Origin of the sequence: Pseudothermotoga thermarum DSM 5069 (assembly GCF_000217815.1) — a bacterium.
Classification (GTDB): domain Bacteria; phylum Thermotogota; class Thermotogae; order Thermotogales; family DSM-5069; genus Pseudothermotoga; species Pseudothermotoga thermarum.
Genome location: NC_015707.1, coordinates 1098062 through 1116790, shown reverse-complemented (window position 1 = coordinate 1116790; position 18729 = coordinate 1098062). Strand labels below are relative to the sequence as shown.

16 protein-coding genes are annotated in these 18729 nt (G+C 41.9%); 12 read left to right on the top strand and 4 right to left on the bottom strand.

Annotation, left to right across the window (positions count from 1 at the left end):
• Positions 1-27: 27 nt before the first annotated feature.
• The 3 genes from THETH_RS05730 to THETH_RS05720 all read right to left on the bottom strand — a co-directional run bounded on the left by THETH_RS05730 (position 28) and on the right by THETH_RS05720 (position 4757).
• Positions 28-1464 (bottom strand): glycoside hydrolase family 43 protein, encoded by a 1437-nt coding sequence (locus tag THETH_RS05730; RefSeq protein ID WP_013932423.1) that lies wholly within the window; start codon positions 1462-1464, stop codon positions 28-30.
• Between the two features lie 76 nt (positions 1465-1540).
• Positions 1541-2779, bottom strand: a complete 1239-nt coding sequence (locus THETH_RS05725; protein ID WP_013932422.1) for an extracellular solute-binding protein — start codon at positions 2777-2779, stop codon at positions 1541-1543.
• A gap of 112 nt (positions 2780-2891) precedes the next feature.
• Positions 2892-4757: a glycoside hydrolase family 127 protein gene (locus THETH_RS05720; protein ID WP_013932421.1), complete on the bottom strand. Its 1866-nt coding sequence runs from the start codon at positions 4755-4757 to the stop codon at positions 2892-2894.
• A gap of 237 nt (positions 4758-4994) precedes the next feature.
• On the opposite strand from THETH_RS05720, the gene THETH_RS05715 reads away from it, so the two are divergent.
• From THETH_RS05715 to THETH_RS05660, 12 genes are all read left to right on the top strand, one after another.
• Positions 4995-5939 carry a carbohydrate ABC transporter permease gene (locus tag THETH_RS05715; RefSeq protein ID WP_013932420.1) on the top strand — a complete coding sequence of 315 codons (945 nt, stop codon included), beginning with the start codon at positions 4995-4997 and terminating at the stop codon, positions 5937-5939.
• 4 nt (positions 5940-5943) lie between these two features.
• Positions 5944-6804: a carbohydrate ABC transporter permease gene (locus THETH_RS05710; RefSeq protein ID WP_013932419.1), complete on the top strand. Its 861-nt coding sequence runs from the start codon at positions 5944-5946 to the stop codon at positions 6802-6804.
• 80 nt (positions 6805-6884) lie between these two features.
• Positions 6885-7316 carry a carbohydrate ABC transporter permease gene (locus tag THETH_RS05705; protein WP_052295967.1) on the top strand — a complete coding sequence of 144 codons (432 nt, stop codon included), beginning with the start codon at positions 6885-6887 and terminating at the stop codon, positions 7314-7316.
• Between the two features lie 42 nt (positions 7317-7358).
• A complete protein-coding gene (locus THETH_RS05700; protein WP_013932418.1) occupies positions 7359-8003 on the top strand; it encodes a DDE-type integrase/transposase/recombinase in 645 nt (214 codons plus the stop codon).
• Entirely contained in the window at positions 7955-8473 is a 519-nt protein-coding gene (locus tag THETH_RS05695; protein WP_083815676.1) for a carbohydrate ABC transporter permease, read from the top strand. The genes THETH_RS05700 and THETH_RS05695 overlap by 49 nt, the downstream gene beginning before the upstream one ends.
• Positions 8474-8488: 15 nt before the next feature.
• Positions 8489-10426 (top strand): alpha-L-arabinofuranosidase C-terminal domain-containing protein, encoded by a 1938-nt coding sequence (locus THETH_RS05690; RefSeq protein WP_013932417.1) that lies wholly within the window; start codon positions 8489-8491, stop codon positions 10424-10426.
• A 40-nt stretch (positions 10427-10466) separates the two neighbouring features.
• Positions 10467-11921 carry an alpha-N-arabinofuranosidase gene (locus tag THETH_RS05685; RefSeq protein WP_013932416.1) on the top strand — a complete coding sequence of 485 codons (1455 nt, stop codon included), beginning with the start codon at positions 10467-10469 and terminating at the stop codon, positions 11919-11921.
• Between the two features lie 14 nt (positions 11922-11935).
• Positions 11936-12574: an L-ribulose-5-phosphate 4-epimerase gene (locus THETH_RS05680; protein ID WP_013932415.1), complete on the top strand. Its 639-nt coding sequence runs from the start codon at positions 11936-11938 to the stop codon at positions 12572-12574.
• A gap of 45 nt (positions 12575-12619) precedes the next feature.
• Positions 12620-13945 (top strand): ABC transporter substrate-binding protein, encoded by a 1326-nt coding sequence (locus THETH_RS05675; RefSeq protein ID WP_013932414.1) that lies wholly within the window; start codon positions 12620-12622, stop codon positions 13943-13945.
• Between the two features lie 59 nt (positions 13946-14004).
• A complete protein-coding gene (locus THETH_RS05670; protein WP_013932413.1) occupies positions 14005-14901 on the top strand; it encodes a carbohydrate ABC transporter permease in 897 nt (298 codons plus the stop codon).
• Positions 14898-15746: a carbohydrate ABC transporter permease gene (locus THETH_RS05665; protein WP_013932412.1), complete on the top strand. Its 849-nt coding sequence runs from the start codon at positions 14898-14900 to the stop codon at positions 15744-15746. Before THETH_RS05670 ends, THETH_RS05665 begins: the two co-directional genes overlap by 4 nt.
• A gap of 25 nt (positions 15747-15771) precedes the next feature.
• Positions 15772-17292 (top strand): FGGY-family carbohydrate kinase, encoded by a 1521-nt coding sequence (locus tag THETH_RS05660; protein WP_013932411.1) that lies wholly within the window; start codon positions 15772-15774, stop codon positions 17290-17292.
• Positions 17293-17318: 26 nt separating this feature from the next.
• Here THETH_RS05660 and gndA read toward each other — a convergent pair whose 3' ends face one another.
• Entirely contained in the window at positions 17319-18725 is a 1407-nt protein-coding gene (gene gndA / locus THETH_RS05655) for an NADP-dependent phosphogluconate dehydrogenase (protein ID WP_013932410.1), read from the bottom strand.
• Between the last annotated feature and the right edge of the window lie 4 nt (positions 18726-18729).

Sequence of the window (18729 nt, the reverse complement as noted above, 5' to 3'; positions counted from 1 at the left end):
CCCTTTTGTGAAACATTATAGTTGTTTTTAATCTTCGATCCGAACTCCCCAGATGCAAATTCCCTTTTCGCTAACTGCAGAGAAGGTTGTAACCCATTTTTTCTCTGTTGGATGCCATTGTTTTAGACAAACCCCTTTGTACGTTACTAGTTGACCTTTCTCTTCAAGGGATATATCGATAAAGTACCCATTTTTCAGCTGCCAATGTCCTTCGATTGCACCAGAGATTTTTCCATCTTCTAGTACTATCCTAACAGGTTGTTTTATGTCGCTAGTGATCTGTTTACCATGATTTATCAACATGTATTCACCAAGTAAATCTTCTTTTCCCAAAGGTAAAATGGTTTCACCAGCGTATGGAAATGGTGCCATCACAAACCAACCTTCTTCGTTCAGCAGAAGTTGGTGAACTCTAATTTGATGACTCTCACCTCTGCCTGGAAATCTGGTATGAAAGAAAATGAAGTATCTAGCCGTATCTGGGTCATAGTAAGCTGAGTTGTGACCAGGAGATACATACCCAAATGTCGCAGCGCTGATTGGGTTTGTTTCATTGAAATTGAAATTTCCAACAAGTTTAACTCCAAACTGCTCTGTTGTCCTTGCATCGCCCATACATTCGCGCGCGTCATTGCCTTCTATGTCATAGTATGGTCCAGTAACGTTTCTTGAACGCATAACTCGAATGTTATAACCGCCGCGTGAGTCAAGTCCCCCGAAGCTCACGAAAAGATAGTAATAATCGGTTTCTGGGCTATAAAGGATAAAAGGTCCTTCTATTGGGCTGTGATTACCACCGATAAGTCTTTCTCCATAGCCTTGTCCTGGAAGTGGCAAGCCAGTGTTAGGATCAAGCTCGATGATGAAAATTCCTCCAAAGTACGAACCATAAACCATCCATAATCTGCCGTCTTTATCGTAAAACGTATGAGGATCTATGCAATTGGGATGTTTCATTCTGTTGTACGGTGTGCCATCTTCACTTGGACCATCGGCTGGTGTCTGACCAGATCTCAAAATGACTGCATAATGTCTATATGGTCCTTCAACTTTGTCAGACACCGCTATACCTATGGCGGAACGCGGGGAACCAAAAGTAGATGCGCAGTAGTACATGTAAAATTTTCCGTCTGGCATTCGGATGACATGGGGAGCCCAAATCGAATCTGCTCGTGCCCAGGAAACGGCTTCCTTTAAATCTTGCTGAATATCAGGTACTATTGGATTTCCTTTGTAAACGTTTAAATTCACCTGCGTCCAACGCATTAGATCATTTGATTTAGCAACAGCAAGATGTGAACCAAAAAGGTAGTATGTATCATTGACTTTGATAACTGAAGGATCGTGTACAGTTGCCCAGTTGAATACCGCCTGTTCAGAAGCCGATAAAATGGAACAAATAAGACATATTACAAGGCACGGAAATCTTGAAGACTTACAACAAATTTTCATCAGACATCCCAACTTTCAAAGGCCCCCCACGAAGGGGGCCTAAGGTTAATTACAAAAACATCGTAAGCCGCCGTGAAGCAACGACTGTTTATTTCCTTCGTCCGACTGTTGCCCAGTAATCATCCAAAATTTCCTGCACTGCTTCCTCTGCTCGACGCATTGCTTCTTCTGGGGTTAGATTTCTGGTTATCAACACATCTTGAACGTAAACTGCAATCTCAGCAACTATTTCCGCTATGTATGGGAATGTTTGGAATGTTTTCACATAAGGAAGCTGCTGTGCAACTGTGTATATGTGTGGCAATCTTCTCTTCAGCTCTTCACTTTCGGCAATGGATTTTCTGGCAGGTGCCTGTCCGGCAGCATACCAGTCTATAGCGTTGTCCCACAAGTATTTGATCCATGTCATAGCTGCTTCATAGACTTTGGGATCTTCCACCATCACTCTTGGCATAGCGAGGACATGTGAACCACCGAAAACCGCTTTTGTTGTTCCAATTTGCGGTGCTGGTGCGTAGCCGAAGTTCTCACCCAAAACTTCTTTCCATGCACCCATGGTCCAGATTCCTGTTATCAAAATACTACCGGCTCCAGACTCGAATGTTGGTCCTGTGTCGACTGCTTCACGTGAGAAATATCCTTTGTCCTGCAGGTACATCAAATATTTCAGGGCTTCAACAGCTGCTTTTCTGAAAGCCGGTTTCTTGAAATCAGGCGTCAGAATGTCTCCACCAAATTGCCACATTGTGTGGATGAATATCCAGTCCCATGCAGGTGATTCACACCAAGGTGCAACACCTGCTGGTGTAACCTTTTTCAAAGCTTCCAAGGCTGCTTCGAATTCCTGTCTGGTATACGGTGGTTTGTCGGGATCGAGACCTGCTTTCTTGAAATTGTCCCTTCGATACGCCATGTAGAAGATCCACACGTCCAAAGGTATCCCGTACACTCCTCCGTCCTTGATCAATCCATCAAGTACTGACGGATAAACATCATCGATATCGATACCGTATTTGCGAAGTTCGTCTTTACCCAAAACTTTGAGATGATCAAAGAAAATTGGCATGTCATGCTTTCTAATGAACAGGACGTGTGGAGCGGTTTTCGTAGCTATACCTGCAGAGAGCTTCTGTTTGTAATCAACCGACGAAACAACGACCAAGTGGACAACTTCGATATCCGGATGAGTTGCGTTGAATTTCTTGATAATCTCGTCCATGTAAGCTCCGTCAGGACCTCCAAGCGGTGTCATGAACGTTAGCGTCACTTTCTGAGCGAATAAAACAAGTGTCAGTGCCAAAAGAGCCAGTACAAAAAGCCTTTTCATAAAACCTTCACCTCCCGCTGAGATTCTGTGAATTCTCCATAGGAAAACCAATAGAACCGTGTGACACTTAAGTGCTCACAACTGTACAGAGTTGCCTTTCTTACCACCTCCCTTAGGAAGTACAATCCAGCCAGAGTCTCATGCCGCTATTCCCTCTGTTGTTCCACATATGGTATGGGATAAGTTTGAACGTAACGTATTTGGACTTTGTTTTTGTTTTTGGCCTATACAATTTGCCTTGCCAACTTCGTATGTTCGTTGCTTTACCGTTACCGAGTAAGAAAAACATCCGCTTGCCAAGGATCTCTCCTGGAACCATTTCAAATGAGTCTGAATCAATTTTCAGTGTCCAAATGTCAAAATCGGGATTGTCAACCTGTTCGATACAGTAGAGAACTGGTCCAGATCTCACAGCCACTTTTCCATGGTTCTCGGATACGTAGGGATGGCTTTGCAGACATTCTGGTCGAAGCTTCAAGGTAAGCTGCACATTATTTGTACCCTTCCAAGAATTCTGGAGCTCCGCATAGCCATTGTTCAAATGAAATTTCACGCTTTTGCCGTTCAGTTTAAGATCAAAGTCGGCAGACCATTCAGGTATTCTTAGCAACAAGGTAAACGAAAGAGTTTCTCTGGCAGCTATTCTTATATGCACATCACCAGACCATGGGTAGTCTGTTTGCTGAACAATTTCGATCGGCACATCGTTGTGAATAATTTTGAACGTGCTGCTTTCGTAGAGATTCACCCAAAGCTTATCCTTTGATTGAGCATAAATATAGTGAGGCAGGGATGCTATCGTTCGTGCAATGTTGGGGGGACAGCAAGCACAATCGAACCATCTTTGTCTGCGTTTGGTTCCCATGTCTTCAAGCGGATTATCGTAGAAATACTTATCACCATCGAGCGATATGCCAGAGAGTAAACCGTTGTAGACAACTTGTTCCATGACGTCTACGAATCTTGCTTCACCGGAAGCAAGAAACATCCTGTAGTTCCACATAAAATTGGCGATTGCAGCGCAAGTTTCCGCATAAGCTCTACGATTTGGAAGTTCATAAGGTTCGCCAATTGATTCCCAATCATGCCTCGAGCCAACCCCACCGGTTATGTACATTTTCCTAGTAGTCATATCTTTCCAGAGATTCTCCAGTGTTTTCCAAATTGCTTTGCCTTCGGTTTCAAGATAAAGATCTGTCGCACCACAGCACAAATAAAGCATTCTCACGGCATGTCCAACAACTTCATCAAGTTCTACAAACGGTTTGTGATCAATGAAGTAAACTGGCCCTGGATTTCTTGGAACGCTTGCAAGACCTTTCCCTCGAGCCTCGATGAAATACTTAGCTTGATTCAGGTATTTCCTTTCCCCAGTTTCACGGTACAGTTCAACAAGTGACATTTCGATCTCGGGATGTCCACACGTTCCTTCTTTTTTACCAGGTTTAAAGGTTTCGCATATCAAATCGGCGAACTTCTTTGCCACCTTGAACATGTTGTCCTGGCCTGTGAACCTCCTGTGTGCTATCGCCGCTTGGATTAAATGACCTGCTGTGTACAATTCGTGCCCCCACACCAGATCCTCCCATTTGGGACTGTCGTTAATCATGAAGAAGGTGTTGAGATATCCGTCTTCACTTTGAGCATTTGATATATCTCGAATGATCTCATCAAGTGATTGAGCAAGTTTCGGATTTGACTTTTTCACTCTCTCAAATACATAACTCACCGCTTCAATCCATTTGTACACGTCAGAGTCGTTGAAGGGAAAATACCCGTTGAACGATCCAGACAGTTTCCCTGATGCGATTTTGAAATTGTCTATACGACCTGTTTCATACAACAGGGAAAGTTGAGTTGGAAGCGTTACATTGGCAAGCATATCCTGATACGGATGAAGGAAACCGCCCAATGTATAATTGTACAAACACGCCGGATGAATGGATTTAGACTTCAATGGCGAAACGTGAGCTTTCATTATAATCCCCCTAAGGTACGTACGTCTGAGAATATTGTACCAAATTTATATATGATGTCAAGCTACCATAAACTAAGGCAGGCGACTTGATTAAAACCATCAGTCTTGACACAAAACATTTCCAATGTGTATAATATGATTGGTCTTTTACGTACGTACATATTCTGACAGATTGTTTGACGGTTCATGCATGCGTAGGGCTTTGCCAAATTCAGGATTCCTTAGTGGGGTGATTGAATGCAAGAGTATCAAGTAACAGCATCAGAAGCACAGAAAAGTGTGAAATCTTTTAGCCGTCGAAGACTCCGCAGAGAACTTGGCGCTTGGGGCTTCATGGCACCGCATCTTTTCTTTTTCATCGTGTTTACCATGGCTCCACTTGTGTTTGGATTCATAATGAGTTTTCATCGCTGGACCTTGTTAGATGAACCTCTCTTCATTGGATGGGACAATTTTGTTCGTGTTTGGAGAGATTCCAGATTTTGGCAGGCCGTTAGTAACACCTTAATTTTTGCGTTGATAAGTGTCCCACTGACGATGCTTGTGTCGCTGGTTTTTGCGTTATTGCTAAATCAGAAATGGTATGGAAAGCTATGGTTGCTTGTTGCGTTCGTTTCCCCAACATTTTTCGGTTCGGTTGGCATTCTAACCACATGGCGTTGGGTACTCAGCTCAGCTCCAAATGGATTGGTGAACTATTATCTCAGTAGTATTGGAGTTATCAAACAGCCTGTTTCTTGGTTTACAACTGCAACAATGGCTTGGGTCTGTATAATTGGGGTTACCGTCTGGTGGATAGTGGGATTCAGTGTCTTGTTGTACCTAGGGGCTTTGCGCAGAATCCCCCCTGAACAATATGAGGCTGCTAAAATAGACGGTGCCGGACCATTCGAGAGATTCGTACACGTTACCCTTCCTTGGATGAGAAACGTTTTGTTCTTTGATACAGTCAGACAGGTTTTACTTGCGTTTGGGTTGTTTGACCAGGTATATTTCTTTACCGGCGGTGGTCCTGCTGGAGCTACTCGAACAATGGTTTATTACCTCTTCGAAGTAGGTTTCCAGAGACAACAACTTGGTCGAGCAGCAGCTATTTCTTGGTACATTTTTATTGTTGTCTTTGGTTTCGCTTTAATTCAGCTGTTTATACTCACAAAGAGCATCAGAAGTGCGGAGGAGTGATTTGATGCGTAAGAGAAGGGAGAAAATCATAAGAATCATCGGGTCAATTTTGCTGTGGATTTTTGCTGCTTTTTGGTTTGTTCCGATATTCTGGATGTTAATAACATCGCTGAAGGAATCCAGCTCCGCAGTGATGGAATATCCTCCTCGTTGGATACCAGATCCAGCGACGTTGAATAACTATAGACGAGTCTTCACCCCTGCTGGTGGAATAAGTGTTGTGCGCGGTCTTAGAAATAGTTTGATAGTCGCAACTGTTACCGGTATTCTTGGATTAGTCATCGCAACTCCAGCAGCTTACGCTTTGGCAAGGATGAGATTCACGGGTCAGAAAGTTGCCTTCTGGCTTTACATAGCAATCCTTGCTTTTCCCGGAATAATTTTCCTTGTTCCAAACTTTCTTATCGTACACTCTCTTGGTTTGATGAACACTTTCGCGGCGTTGATATTTCCTACCTTCGGTACTACCTTTGGTGTGTTTCTCTTGCGGCAGTACATGCTTGGTATACCCAGAGAACTTGAAGATGCAGCTTGGATAGACGGATGCTCACGACTTAGATTCCTGATAACCATAGTAATTCCGTATATCAAGCCAGCCTTGTTTGTACTTGCCTTGATGACTTTTCTTGGATCATGGAACAACTTCCTGTGGCCCCTTCTGGTCATGCAAAGTCCTGAGAAATTCACGTTGCCAATTGCTCTGGTTCGTTTTGCCGGTGGAACGCAATGGAACGATCCATATAGGGGCATTGGTGCGTTGATGGCTGGATCATTCATTTCTGTGGCTCCAACGTTGTTGATTTTCGTGGTATTCAACAAATATTTGATGCAAGGTGTGTACCTTGGTTCCGTTGGAAAAGAATAACCGCTGGCATTGTATTTGGATTTGCATTGAGACTAACCTTGATTTCGACCAGAGCATACGGAGCGTTGAGGAGTGATCTTGTGAACAGTATTTCTAAAGCCAAGTTAAGAAAACAGATTTTGAGAATCGTTGTTTCTGTATTGCTCTGGGTTTTCGCTGCAATTTGGTTTATCCCAATATTCTGGATGTTTATCACGTCTCTCAAGGAATCCACCCTCGCCACAAGTGAGTATCCGCCTCAATGGATCCCAAGTTCTCCCACACTCGAGAACTACCGTCGGGTTCTTATGCCAGCAAGTGGTATAAGCGTGGCAAGAGGAATTAAAAACAGTTTGATTATTTCGGTTTTGTCAACTGTCCTTGGCTTTGTGGTAGCAACACCAGCAGCTTATGCTTTATCAAGGCTTAAGTTTAGAGGACAGCGTGTAATCTTCTGGTTGTACATAGCTGTTCTGGCGTTCCCGGGAATAATTTGGAGGTGTCAACTTAAGCCGGGAAATACGATAAAATAAACGGGAACCAACTCTTCTCACCGAAAGGAGGTTCCCGTAAAGATGAAAGTTACAACAACAAATATCACCGAGTACCTATACCAAATTATACCAAACCTTTTTCAAAGACAAAGAGTTCCACATGAGGCGAAAGTATCTGCATTGGTTTTGTACTTTTATGGACTTGCATTAAGGAAGGCAGCAGCCATAATTGGAGTCAGTCATGAAGCCTTGAGGAAATGGTGGGCAAGAATGAAAGAAGAGATATTTGCTGAGAAGATAGAAGGCAATGCAGTAGTAGCTGTAGACGAGATGAAGGTGAACATAAACGGTTACTGCTGGTATGTATGGATAGCGTTTGAGGTTAAGAGGAAGAAAGTGATCTATGCGTTGGTCAGCAAAACGCGAGAGAAGGACAAAGCGAGCTTGGTGATGAAGATGGTGAAGAAGAGAGTGACAGGTAAGTTGAGGATAATAACGGACAAAGGGCCATGGTACTGGGAAGCGAGCGAAGAGAATATGGGATATTGGGAACACGAGCATGAGAGGTTTGGGGAGAGGAGTCTTGTTGAGAGCGTGATAGGGATAAAAAGGTACAGGCTGAGGCGTTTTAACATAAGCAGGTTATGGTACAAGAGGAGGGATGAGGACATAGTGAAGTGGCTATTTCCATTTCTTCTATTAGTGCAGTTTTCCTTCTTAAGTTGACAGGTCCATTTTCCTTGTACCTAATTCTTGGTTTAATAGATACGTTCTCGGCTTTGATTTTACCAGGTCTTGGTGGTACTTTCGGAGTGTTTCTGCTAAGACAGTACATGCTTGGTATACCCAGAGAACTTGAAGACGCTGCTTGGATAGATGGGTGCTCGCGACTCAGGTTCCTATTGTCAATCGTAATTCCATACATCAGACCTGCTCTTTTTGTCCTAGGATTGATGACCTTTCTGGGATCTTGGAACAGTTTTCTCTGGCCTTTGTTAGTTCTGAACAGACCAGACAAGTTTACGCTTCCAATCGCTCTGGTCCGATTTACGGCAGGCTGGGGTGATCCGTACAGGGGAATTGGAACGTTGATGGCTGGGGCTTTTATTTCGGTAGCTCCAACGCTGTTGATATTTATTGTCTTTCAAAAATATCTGGCGCAAGGTGTCTATCTTGGATCAGCGGGTAAGGAATAACCAGGGGGTATCAACGTGAGAAAATGGGCATTTTTAATAGCAATCATTCTTTTAATAAACACCTTGTCTTTTACTGTTGATCATGTACTGACTTTTGAAATGAGCCTTATTCACGCGATTCCACAGACTTTGTTTGGAATCTTTTTTGAAGATATCAATCACGCTGTCGACGGTGGTTTATATGCAGAGTTGATCAGAAATGGATCATTTGAGCATATCTTTTCTTTGGAAGGATGGGCATTGGAACTGTGCGAAGAATCTATTGAGGTTTCCGTAGATACCTCGAATCCGATTCATCCCAACAACAAAAACTACGTAAGGGTACGGTCAGACGATCCAAACGCTGAGATTGTGCTCATCAATCTTGGTTATACTGCTTCGCCCATAAGAGGCGGTATCCCAATAAAGGCCGGTGAAGCTTATAATTTGTCGTTTTTTGTAAGGACCGTTGGTTTTACTGGGGAAGTTTCCGTGTACTTGGAAAATCGAAGGGGAGAAAAGTATGCTGAAAGCCTTGTAAGGATTTCCGAACAAATTGACGATTGGATGAGAATCTCACTTGAGCTTGTACCAAAGGTAACCTTTTCCAATTCACATTTTGTGATGAGGATCAAAGGTCAAGGGGAACTTCACTTGGACATGATTTCTCTGATTCCGAAGAACACTTGGCATAATATGCGAACAGATTTGATTAACGTTCTCAAGGATCTAAAACCAGGATTTTTCCGATTTCCCGGAGGATGCTTGGTTGAAGGCGATAGTTTGTCAAACGCCTACCGTTGGAAGGATACCATAGGACCTATCGAGGAAAGAAAGCCGAACAGAAATCTTTGGGGATATCATCAGTCTTATGGTATAGGCTTTTACGAATATTTGTTGCTTGCAGAATACCTTGGTGCGGAGCCCGTTCCAATCTTCAATGCGGGTATTTCTTGCCAAGTTAGAGGAGCTGAGTACTGTCCAGTCGATGAACTTGACGAATGGATTCAAGATGTACTTGATTTTCTGGAATTTGCAAACGGACCTACTGATACATATTGGGGATCGATCAGAGCACAACTTGGTCATCCTGAAACTTTCAACGTTAAATACATTGGTATAGGAAATGAGAATTGGGGAGATCAATACCATGAAAGGTTCAAGCTATTCCACACAGCTATTAAGGAGAAATATCCAGAGGTAAAAATTGTCTTCAGCGGACCTCCTTCATACGAAGGTTCGAACTTCAGATATGCTATGAGGTGGGCGAAGGAAAATGACGTTGAAATTTTCGACGAACACATATACGCATCTCCAGAGTGGTTACTTGCCAACACCGAAAGGTACGATAGATACGATCGAACAGGACCGAGGATCATGTTGGGTGAATATGCTGCCCACGCACCGGGTAGACAGAATAATTGGCAAGCCGCACTTGCGGAGGCTGCGTTCCTCACCGGCGTTGTTCGGAATTCCGATGTTGTGATAATGGCTTCATATGCACCGCTTTTCAATAGAATTGGTTTTTCACAGTGGGTACCTGATTTGATATGGTTTGATTCAGCCAGCTTTTTTCTAACACCGAGCTATTTTGTACAGAAATTATATGCCGATCACACGGGCGATTATCTAATTCCGTCTGAAATAACAAACGAAGATCTCGTTCTAATTGGTTACAGATACAAGGCAATCTATCATGTTTGCACTTACAATTCAAAATCAAATGAAATAACAGTTTTTCTGGTTAATCCCTGGCCGGATGATAAGAGCGTCAAAATCCAATTACCCGAGAACATCAGGACTCGAAAAGAAATCAACTTGATTAGACTATGCGGATCGCTCACGGATATCAACAACTTTGATGATTATGCGATTGTACCTGTTCATGAGAAGATCATTTCAAACAGTTGTGGTAGTTTCGATTTTATCGCAAAAGGTTATTCGTTCAACGTGTTGAAAATAGGTCTTGAATAGCATCAATACGAAGGAACATTCGATAAGGAGGGTTTAAGGTATGGCTTACGAAATCAGTGTGAATCCGAGCAAGACTGTGAAACCAGTTAGCAAGTACATCTACGGGCATTTCACTGAGCATCTTGGAAGATGTATTTACGGTGGGATTTACGAAGAAGGTTCACCGCTGTCGGATCATCGTGGGTTTAGAAAAGACGTGCTTGAGGCGATAAAGAAGATCAAAGTTCCAATTCTACGATGGCCAGGTGGAAACTTTGTGTCGAATTATCATTGGGAAGATGGAATTGGTCCAAAGGATCAAAGACCCGTGAGGTTTGATCTTGCTTGGCAACAAGAGGAAACGAACAGATTTGGTACAGATGAATTCATCGAATACTGTCGTGAAATCAAAGCAGAACCATATATCTGTGTTAACCTTGGAACTGGTACCTTGGACGAGGCACTTCATTGGTTGGAATACTGTAATGGAAAAGGTAACACATATTATGCTCAACTTAGGAGAAAATATGGTCATCCAGAGCCATATAACGTCAAATTCTGGGGTATAGGAAATGAGATGTATGGTGAATGGCAAGTTGGGCATATGACAGCCGATGAATATGCAAGAGTTGCCAAAGAATACGCAAAATGGATGAAAGTTTTCGATCCTTCGATAAAAACAATAGCAGTTGGATGTGATGACCATGAATGGAATCTAAAGGTTTTAAACCAAGCCGGAGATGTTTTTGACTACATTTCTTACCACTTTTACACGGGATCTGAAAACTACTACGAAACGGTGTCCACAGTTTATTTGCTAGAACAAAGGCTTATAGGTCTTAAAAGGCTGATAGAAACAAGCAGAACAAAGCGAAGGAATGAAATAAAAATCGCGCTCGATGAATGGAATGTTTGGTACAGAGTAATGGATAACAAACTTGAAGAACCTTACGATCTAACCGATGGTATTTTCGCCTGCGGAGTTTTGATAATGCTTCAAAGAATCAGCGACATTGTTCCAATAGCAAATCTCGCTCAGCTTGTCAACGCACTTGGAGCAATACACACGGAGAAAAACGGAATAATTTTGACGCCCGTTTATAAAGCTTTCGAGTTAATAGTTAATCACAGCGGAGAAAAACTCGTTGAAACAATTGTTGAAACAGAAACTTACGATATAGAAGGAAAAATGTTCTACTTCAAAACGCCGTTTAAAGTCTACGATGCAAAGCTTTTGGACGCAACTGCAACGATTTCAGAAGATGGGAAAAAGTTGTATCTGGCAGTTGTAAACTACAACAAAGATTCAGAAATACGTTGTCCAATCAAAATCAAAGGTTGTGGAAAGAAGCAAGCAAAAGTTTACGTACTCAACGGTCCAGATATCAAAGCAAGAAATACTTTGGAAAAACCGAATGTTGTAGATATTGTTGAAAAGACAACAATAGTTGATGAGGAATTTGAATTTACCTTCGAACCACACTCTTGCACTGTGATAGAAGTAGAAAGATCATAAAAGGGGGAAGCTGAATGTACGAAAAACAAAAGCAAGAGCTTTACGAAGCTCATATGATGCTTGAAAGATACAACTTGGTTGCTTATACAAGCGGAAATATCAGTGTGAGAATACAAAATCATGTGATAATAAAACCATCGGGAGTGCCTTATTCTTCGTTGAAGCCTGAAGATTTCGTCGTGGTGGATTTGGACGGAAACATTGTCGAAGGGAATAAAAAGCCATCGGTTGATACAGCTACGCACTTGTATCTGTACAAAAATCTCGATTGGGTTTATTCTGTTATCCACACTCATTCAACATTCGCAACTGTTTGGGCAATTTTGGAAAGGGAAATACCTGTGCTTTGCACAGCACACGCAGATGTTTTTGGTGAAAAAATTCCGATCACAGAGTATGCACCCGTTGGTTCTGAAGCCATAGGCAAAGCTGCAATGAAAGTAATGGGAAAATCTGGAACAGTTCTATTGAGAAAGCACGGAGTACTCATTGCAGGCACATCTTTGGAGGATGCTTTAAAAAAGGCAATCTTTCTTGAAGAAGTTGCAAAAGCAAGCTATTATGCAATTTTAGCTGGTAATCCTATTGCAATGGATCCACAGGAGGTTGATAAATTGTACAATCAATATCACACAAAATATGGGCAAAAATGATTAATTTATGCATTTCCATAACTTTTCTAGCGAGGAGGTGTTTTTATGAGGTTGAAAGTGCTTTTGTTGCTGGTTGCCTTGGTAGCTTCTATAGTTTTTGCCCAAGTAACTATCAGCGTCGTTGCTTGCTCAGACAATGCTGATTCACTCAAGTGGCTTGCCGAAGAATTCATGAAGCGAAATCCCGATGTAAAAGTGGAAATCACAGTCCTGTCGTGGGAAGTACTCTATCCAAGAATTTTGGCTGACATTGCCGCAAAATCAGCTGCGTTTGATGTTTTCAACTGGGACGTCATGACAGCTGGGGCAGTTAGTCAAGGGTGTGTGGATTTGTTCCAATTCATGAAAGAAAATCCAGATTTAGTTGACCCAGATTACGACTTTGATGACTTACTTCCACTCGCAAGAGATTTAAGCATATGGGATGGTAAGCTAGTAGGCTTCCCGTATTTTAACAACACAATGCTGTTCTACTACAGAAAAGATTTGTTCGAAGATCCAAAAATTAAACAACAGTTTGAACAAATGTTTGGTAGGCCTTTAAGAGTACCAACAACTTGGGCAGAGGCTGTAGATGTTGCCAGATTCTTCACAAAGAAATACAACAAAAATTCTCCAACAGAGTACGGAATAGCTTTGATGTTCCCAACAACTCACACAATGTTCTACATGTATTTGTTGTTCTTTGGTCCGTACAGAAGAAGCCCAGAAGGTTTGGCAAAACTTGGCCCAGTTGACATCGATTATGGAGATTATTTCACAGCGGATAGAAAACCAGCCTTTGCAAACGAATTTGGTTTGAAAGCTTTTGAAGACATAAAAGCCTTGTTGCCGTATGCACCTGATCCTCTTGGATCAGATTACGGAGAAACGATAGAATACTTTGCCAAAGGAATAGTGGCAATGGTTCCACAGTGGACTAACCCATATTTGCAATTTGCATCTTCACCGGTGTTGCAACCAGCAGACAAAAAGATTGGAATAGCTCCAATGCCTGGCAGATCTGTGGCAGGAAACTGGGCTTTAGGAATCAACGCGTTCACAACAAAAGAGAAACAAAGAGCTGCCTTTAGATTCATACAATTTGCTACTTCAAAATGGGCAGACAAAGAAAAACTCATCAGATTTGCAATAGCTCCCGTTAGAAAGTCAACGCTAGAAGATCCGGAAGCTCAAAAAGCAATACCATGGGTTTCTGCTTTGCCAGCTATATACGCCGATGAGACATTCAGGCCAAGAATACCAGAAGAACCCAAACTTGAAGACGTCACCAACATTTACTTTGCAAAAATCCTTGCTGGAGAACTACCATTGACAATTGAAACGCTACAAAAACTTGCAGATGAATGGGAAAGAATCCTTGGCAAATGATTTAAAAATTGAACGGGAGGGCGCCAAGCTCTCCCGTTCATATTTGAGGTGGATATCCTATGCTGATGTTAAACAGAAAAATTGCTTTGACCCTGGTGCTACCTGCGATAGTTCTTTTTCTTGTTATGACTATTTATCCTTTTGTGTATATGCTTTATTCATCTTTCACAGACTTAGATCTTTCCAAACCAAATACTGGAAAATTTATAGGTTTGAGAAATTATGCTGACATTTTCCGCGATCCATTAGCTATTTCTTCAATCGAATATACTGGTTTATTACTTTTGATTGCTGTACCTATAGAAATGTTAGCAGGTTTGGGATTAGCTTATTTGATACGTGGATTAATTGGCGAGAAAGTAATTAGATCCTTGTTTTTATTGCCAATGATGGTACCAGCCGCAGTTGGAGGTTTTGCTTGGAAAATGTTATTCAACTACATTTTTGGACCTGTGAATTATTTTCTTAGTCTGTTAGGATTTCAAAAAATTGAATGGTTTGGAAAAGCAACTAGCGCCAAAGTAGCTGTAATGATCGTTGAAATTTGGCAGTGGACACCTTTTGTTTTTCTAATATTATACGCGGCTATGCAGTCTTTACCCAAAGATCTTTTAGATGCTGGAAAGGTTGATGGCGCAAGCGGTTGGAAACTGTTTAGATACATCGAATTTCCTTTGCTTAGGCCAATCGTATATGTGACACTCTTACTTAGGGTTATAGATGTGTTGAAAACATTTGATATCGTATACATGACAACCTTCGGTGGGCCTGGAACGGCAACTTCTACTTGGAGCTTTTACGCCTACAAAGTAACTGTGTCATATGGTTGGAACATTGGATACGGCTCTGCACTTTGCGTCATCTTGGTGATAGTCTCGATGGTTCTCGTCAACATGTTGATAAGGATACTCAACATAGGTAAAGAACTTGGGCTTGAAAGGGAGAGGAGAATATGAAAAGAAAAATAACGATAACAATCAAATTTGCAATAACTACGATTGTTCTTGTGTTCTTTCTTTTCCCAATTTATTGGATTGTCATAACCGCTTTTAAACCGGAAGCTGAATGGTTTACTTTGCCGCCCACTTTTTGGCCAACGAAGTGGACTTTGTCAAATTTCCTTGGCACGGGATCCACAACCTTTGGTACCACAACTACATCGATTGCTGGTATCAAACCGTTCTTGAGAAACAGCATTGTAGTTGCAACAACTACTTCTATAGTCTCAACATTCATAGCAGCTTTGGCAGCTTACTCAATATCGCGAACTAAAATAGGTGGAACCGGTTTGGTCGGATGGTTCATATCCATGAGATTCTTACCACCTATAGCCAGCGCAATTCCACTGTATGTGATATTCACAAGGATTAAATTGCTCAACACATGGTTTGCCTTAATATTGCCATACCTTGTTCCAACTACTGCTTTGTCAATATGGTTGTTGATATCATTCTTCAACGAAATACCTCAGGAAATAGAAGAAGCTGCTTACATAGATGGCGCATCAGCAACAAAAACTTTCATTTACGTTGTTTTGCCACTCAGTGCCCCTGGCCTGGCGGCGGCAGCCATTCTTTCGTTCATACAAAGCTGGGGAGAATTCCTTTTAGCGTTGGTTTTAACAAGTAACGCTTCTGCTCAAACTTTGCCTGTGTATCTTGGAAGATACATAACTGGTTGGAGAGTGGCGTGGGGACCACTATCGGCTGCGGGTTTGGTGACAATGTTGCCTGTAGTGATATTCGCTTTGATTACACAAAGGTTCTTGATAAGAGGTTTGACTCTTGGAGCTATCAAATGAACGAAAGCGCAGGAGGTGTAAAAGCATGTACTTACTTGGGAGCGATATAGGCACACAAGGTACTAAAACTGTTCTTGTGGACGAAAAAGGCAATGTGATTGCCGAAGCAAGCAGGGAGTATCAGGTAATAACACCACGGCCCAATTGGGCGGAGCAGTGGCCAGATACTTGGGCAAAAGCTGTTTTTGAAACGGTCAAAGAAGTGGTTGAAAAATCAAACGTTCCGAAAAATCAAATAGCTGGTTTGGCGATAAGTGGTCTTTACGGAGGGTCAGGGGTACCCGTTGACAAAGATATGAATCCCTTAAGACCTTGCTTGATATGGATGGACAGAAGGGCAGTTGAAGAAACAGAATGGGTCAAGAAGAACATTCCAAAGGATATGATATTTGGCATCACCGGTAACTACGTGGATTCCTATTTTGGCTTTACAAAGATCATGTGGATCAGAAACAACGAACCAGAGATATGGAAAAAGATCTACAAGTTCATTTCCCCAAAAGATTACGTGATATACCTTTTAACCGGTGAAATAGTTACCGACTATTCCTCGGCTGGAAACTTGGGTGGAGTGTTTGATCTGAAAAAGCTAACTTGGTCTGATGAAATGTGCAAAGCTTTGGGAATACCGAAGGAATACTTACCAGAAAGAATAGTCAAATCTTCAGATGTAGTTGGCAAAGTGAAGAAAGAGGCTGCTCAACTGTGCGGTTTACTTGAAGGAACACCGATAGTTGCTGGTGGCATTGATGCTCCGGTTGCCCAGCTTTCTGCAGGTGCACTCGAAGAAGGTGAACATGTTGCAATGGTTGGCACATCTACCTGCTGGGGAACGGTTCACAAGGGTGAGAAGCTTCCGTTTGGTCTGGTGAGCTATCCTTATGTAGTTTACGACACCGAAAGAATCTACACATTCGGTGGTTCAGCAACAACTGGGGCTTTGGCAAGATGGTTTAAAGAACAGTTTGGAGAAACTGAAACCGTCGTTGGAGAAAGAACGGGTATTTCACCTTACCAACTGTTCGACAAGGAAGTTGCAAATATTCCAGCAGGAAGTGAAGGCATAGTGGTTTTGCCTTACTTTATGGGCGAAAGATCTCCAATATGGGATCCGTTTGCAAAAGGCGTCATCTTTGGTGTAACACTTTACCACAAAAGGGCACACATTTATAGAGCATTGATGGAAGGTGCAGCTTACGCGCTGAGGCACAACATGGAAGAGGGTATGAAAGCCGGCTTGAAGTTGAGCGACGAATGCTGGATTGTTGGAGGAGTTTCAAAGTCAAATGTTTGGGTCAAAATTTTTGCGGATGTCACCGGCTTTAAGATGAGACAAGTTGCTAGCCTTGTTGAGGCACCGTTTGGAGATGCATTCTTGGCAGGACTTGGAGTGGGCGTTATAGACAGACCTGAAAGGATAAAAGAATGGGTCAGATACAAAGAAGTTGTCGAACCAGATCCTCAAAACAAACAGATTTACGACAAATACTATGAGATATTCAAAGAGTTGTATGAATCGGTTAAACATCTCATGCCAAAGTTATAAAAAGGCGGGTGAAAAACCCGCCTTTTTTATTCAAGAGGTTGCCATTCTATATGGTAGATACCAGGTTTATCAATTCTTTCGAATGTGTGGGCACCGAAGAAGTCTCTTTGAGCTTGAATCAGATTTGCCGGTAAGTTTGCTTCTTTCATCGAGAACAAATAATCAAGAGAAGAATTCAAAACGGGTGTTGGTATTTGAGCTTCCCTTGCGATTTGGCAAACCTTCAACGTAGGTTCAATCCTTGGCTTTAGATATTCCACCGTTTTTTGGCTTTCAAGCAAGTTCACGTTGGAAGGATTCTCTTTCAATATTTCTCTCAAAAAATCAATCATTTTTGCTCTGATTATGCAACCGCCTTTCCAAATTCTAAGAATTTCCAGCAGGTTTACTCCATAGTTGAAAGCTTTTGAAGCTTCGCTTATCAACCAAAGCCCTTGTGAGTATGCAAGAAACATTGCCAGGCTCAAAGCTTTTTCAAGATATTCGATCAAATTCTTATCTGCTTTAACAATTGGCTTTTGCCAATAGAGCTTTGACAATTCCATTCTTTGTTGTTTGAAGTGTGAAAGAACCCTTGCAACAACTGCAAGGTTTAAAGAAGGAGTTGGTACTCCTAAATCCAAAGCAGCTTCAACCGTCCATTTTCCAGTGCCTTTTTGTTCTGCTTTATCGAGTATCACATCAACCATTGGTTTTCCTGTTTCTTCATCGATTTTCTCCATTATCTTGTAGGTTATTTCGACAAGGAACGATGACAGTTCGCCTTCATTCCACTTTTTGAAAATCTCTCCTATTTCCTTTGGTTGCAAGCCAAGCACTTTTCTCATGATATCGTAAACTTCTGCTATGGCTTGCATTATTGCGTACTCAATGCCATTGTGAACCATTTTAACAAAATGACCTGCTGAATAATCTCCGACGTACGTGCAGCATGGACCATCTTCCGTCTTTGCAGCAATTTTCAAAAAAATTTCTTCAACCAATTTGTAAGCTTCTTTTGTTCCTCCTGGCATTATGGATGGACCATGCAAAGCTCCGTATTCTCCACCTGATACTCCTGTTCCAAGGAACAATATTCCCATCTTTGAGAGTCTTTCAAGTCTTCTGTTCGTATCTTCGTAATGAGAATTTCCAGCATCGATCAAAAGATCTCCCTCTTGAAGATAAGGTAAAAGTTCATCGATCATTTCATCAACAGGAGAACCGGCTTTAACCATCAAAATAATTTTCCTTGGTCTTTCTAACGATTCCACAAAGCTCTTTAGATCATATGCAGCAACAATTTTCTCACCTTTGACTCTTTGTTCTACAAAGTTTTTTGTTCTTTCCGAAGTTCTGTTATAAACTGCTACAATATAACCTTTCCTAGCAATGTTTAGAGCAAGATTTTGTCCCATAACGGCTAAACCTACGACCCCAATTTGTGCTTTCAATTTT

Coding starts and splice junctions, on each gene's coding strand:
- THETH_RS05715 (WP_013932420.1), top strand. CDS start 4,995: ATGCAAGAGTATCAAGTAACAGCATCAGAAGCACAGAAAAGTGTGAAA.
- THETH_RS05710 (WP_013932419.1), top strand. CDS start 5,944: ATGCGTAAGAGAAGGGAGAAAATCATAAGAATCATCGGGTCAATTTTG.
- THETH_RS05685 (WP_013932416.1), top strand. CDS start 10,467: ATGGCTTACGAAATCAGTGTGAATCCGAGCAAGACTGTGAAACCAGTT.
- THETH_RS05670 (WP_013932413.1), top strand. CDS start 14,005: ATGCTGATGTTAAACAGAAAAATTGCTTTGACCCTGGTGCTACCTGCG.
- THETH_RS05660 (WP_013932411.1), top strand. CDS start 15,772: ATGTACTTACTTGGGAGCGATATAGGCACACAAGGTACTAAAACTGTT.
- THETH_RS05675 (WP_013932414.1), top strand. CDS start 12,620: ATGAGGTTGAAAGTGCTTTTGTTGCTGGTTGCCTTGGTAGCTTCTATA.
- THETH_RS05665 (WP_013932412.1), top strand. CDS start 14,898: ATGAAAAGAAAAATAACGATAACAATCAAATTTGCAATAACTACGATT.
- THETH_RS05700 (WP_013932418.1), top strand. CDS start 7,359: ATGAAAGTTACAACAACAAATATCACCGAGTACCTATACCAAATTATA.
- THETH_RS05680 (WP_013932415.1), top strand. CDS start 11,936: ATGTACGAAAAACAAAAGCAAGAGCTTTACGAAGCTCATATGATGCTT.
- THETH_RS05720 (WP_013932421.1), bottom strand. CDS start 4,757: ATGAAAGCTCACGTTTCGCCATTGAAGTCTAAATCCATTCATCCGGCG.
- THETH_RS05725 (WP_013932422.1), bottom strand. CDS start 2,779: ATGAAAAGGCTTTTTGTACTGGCTCTTTTGGCACTGACACTTGTTTTA.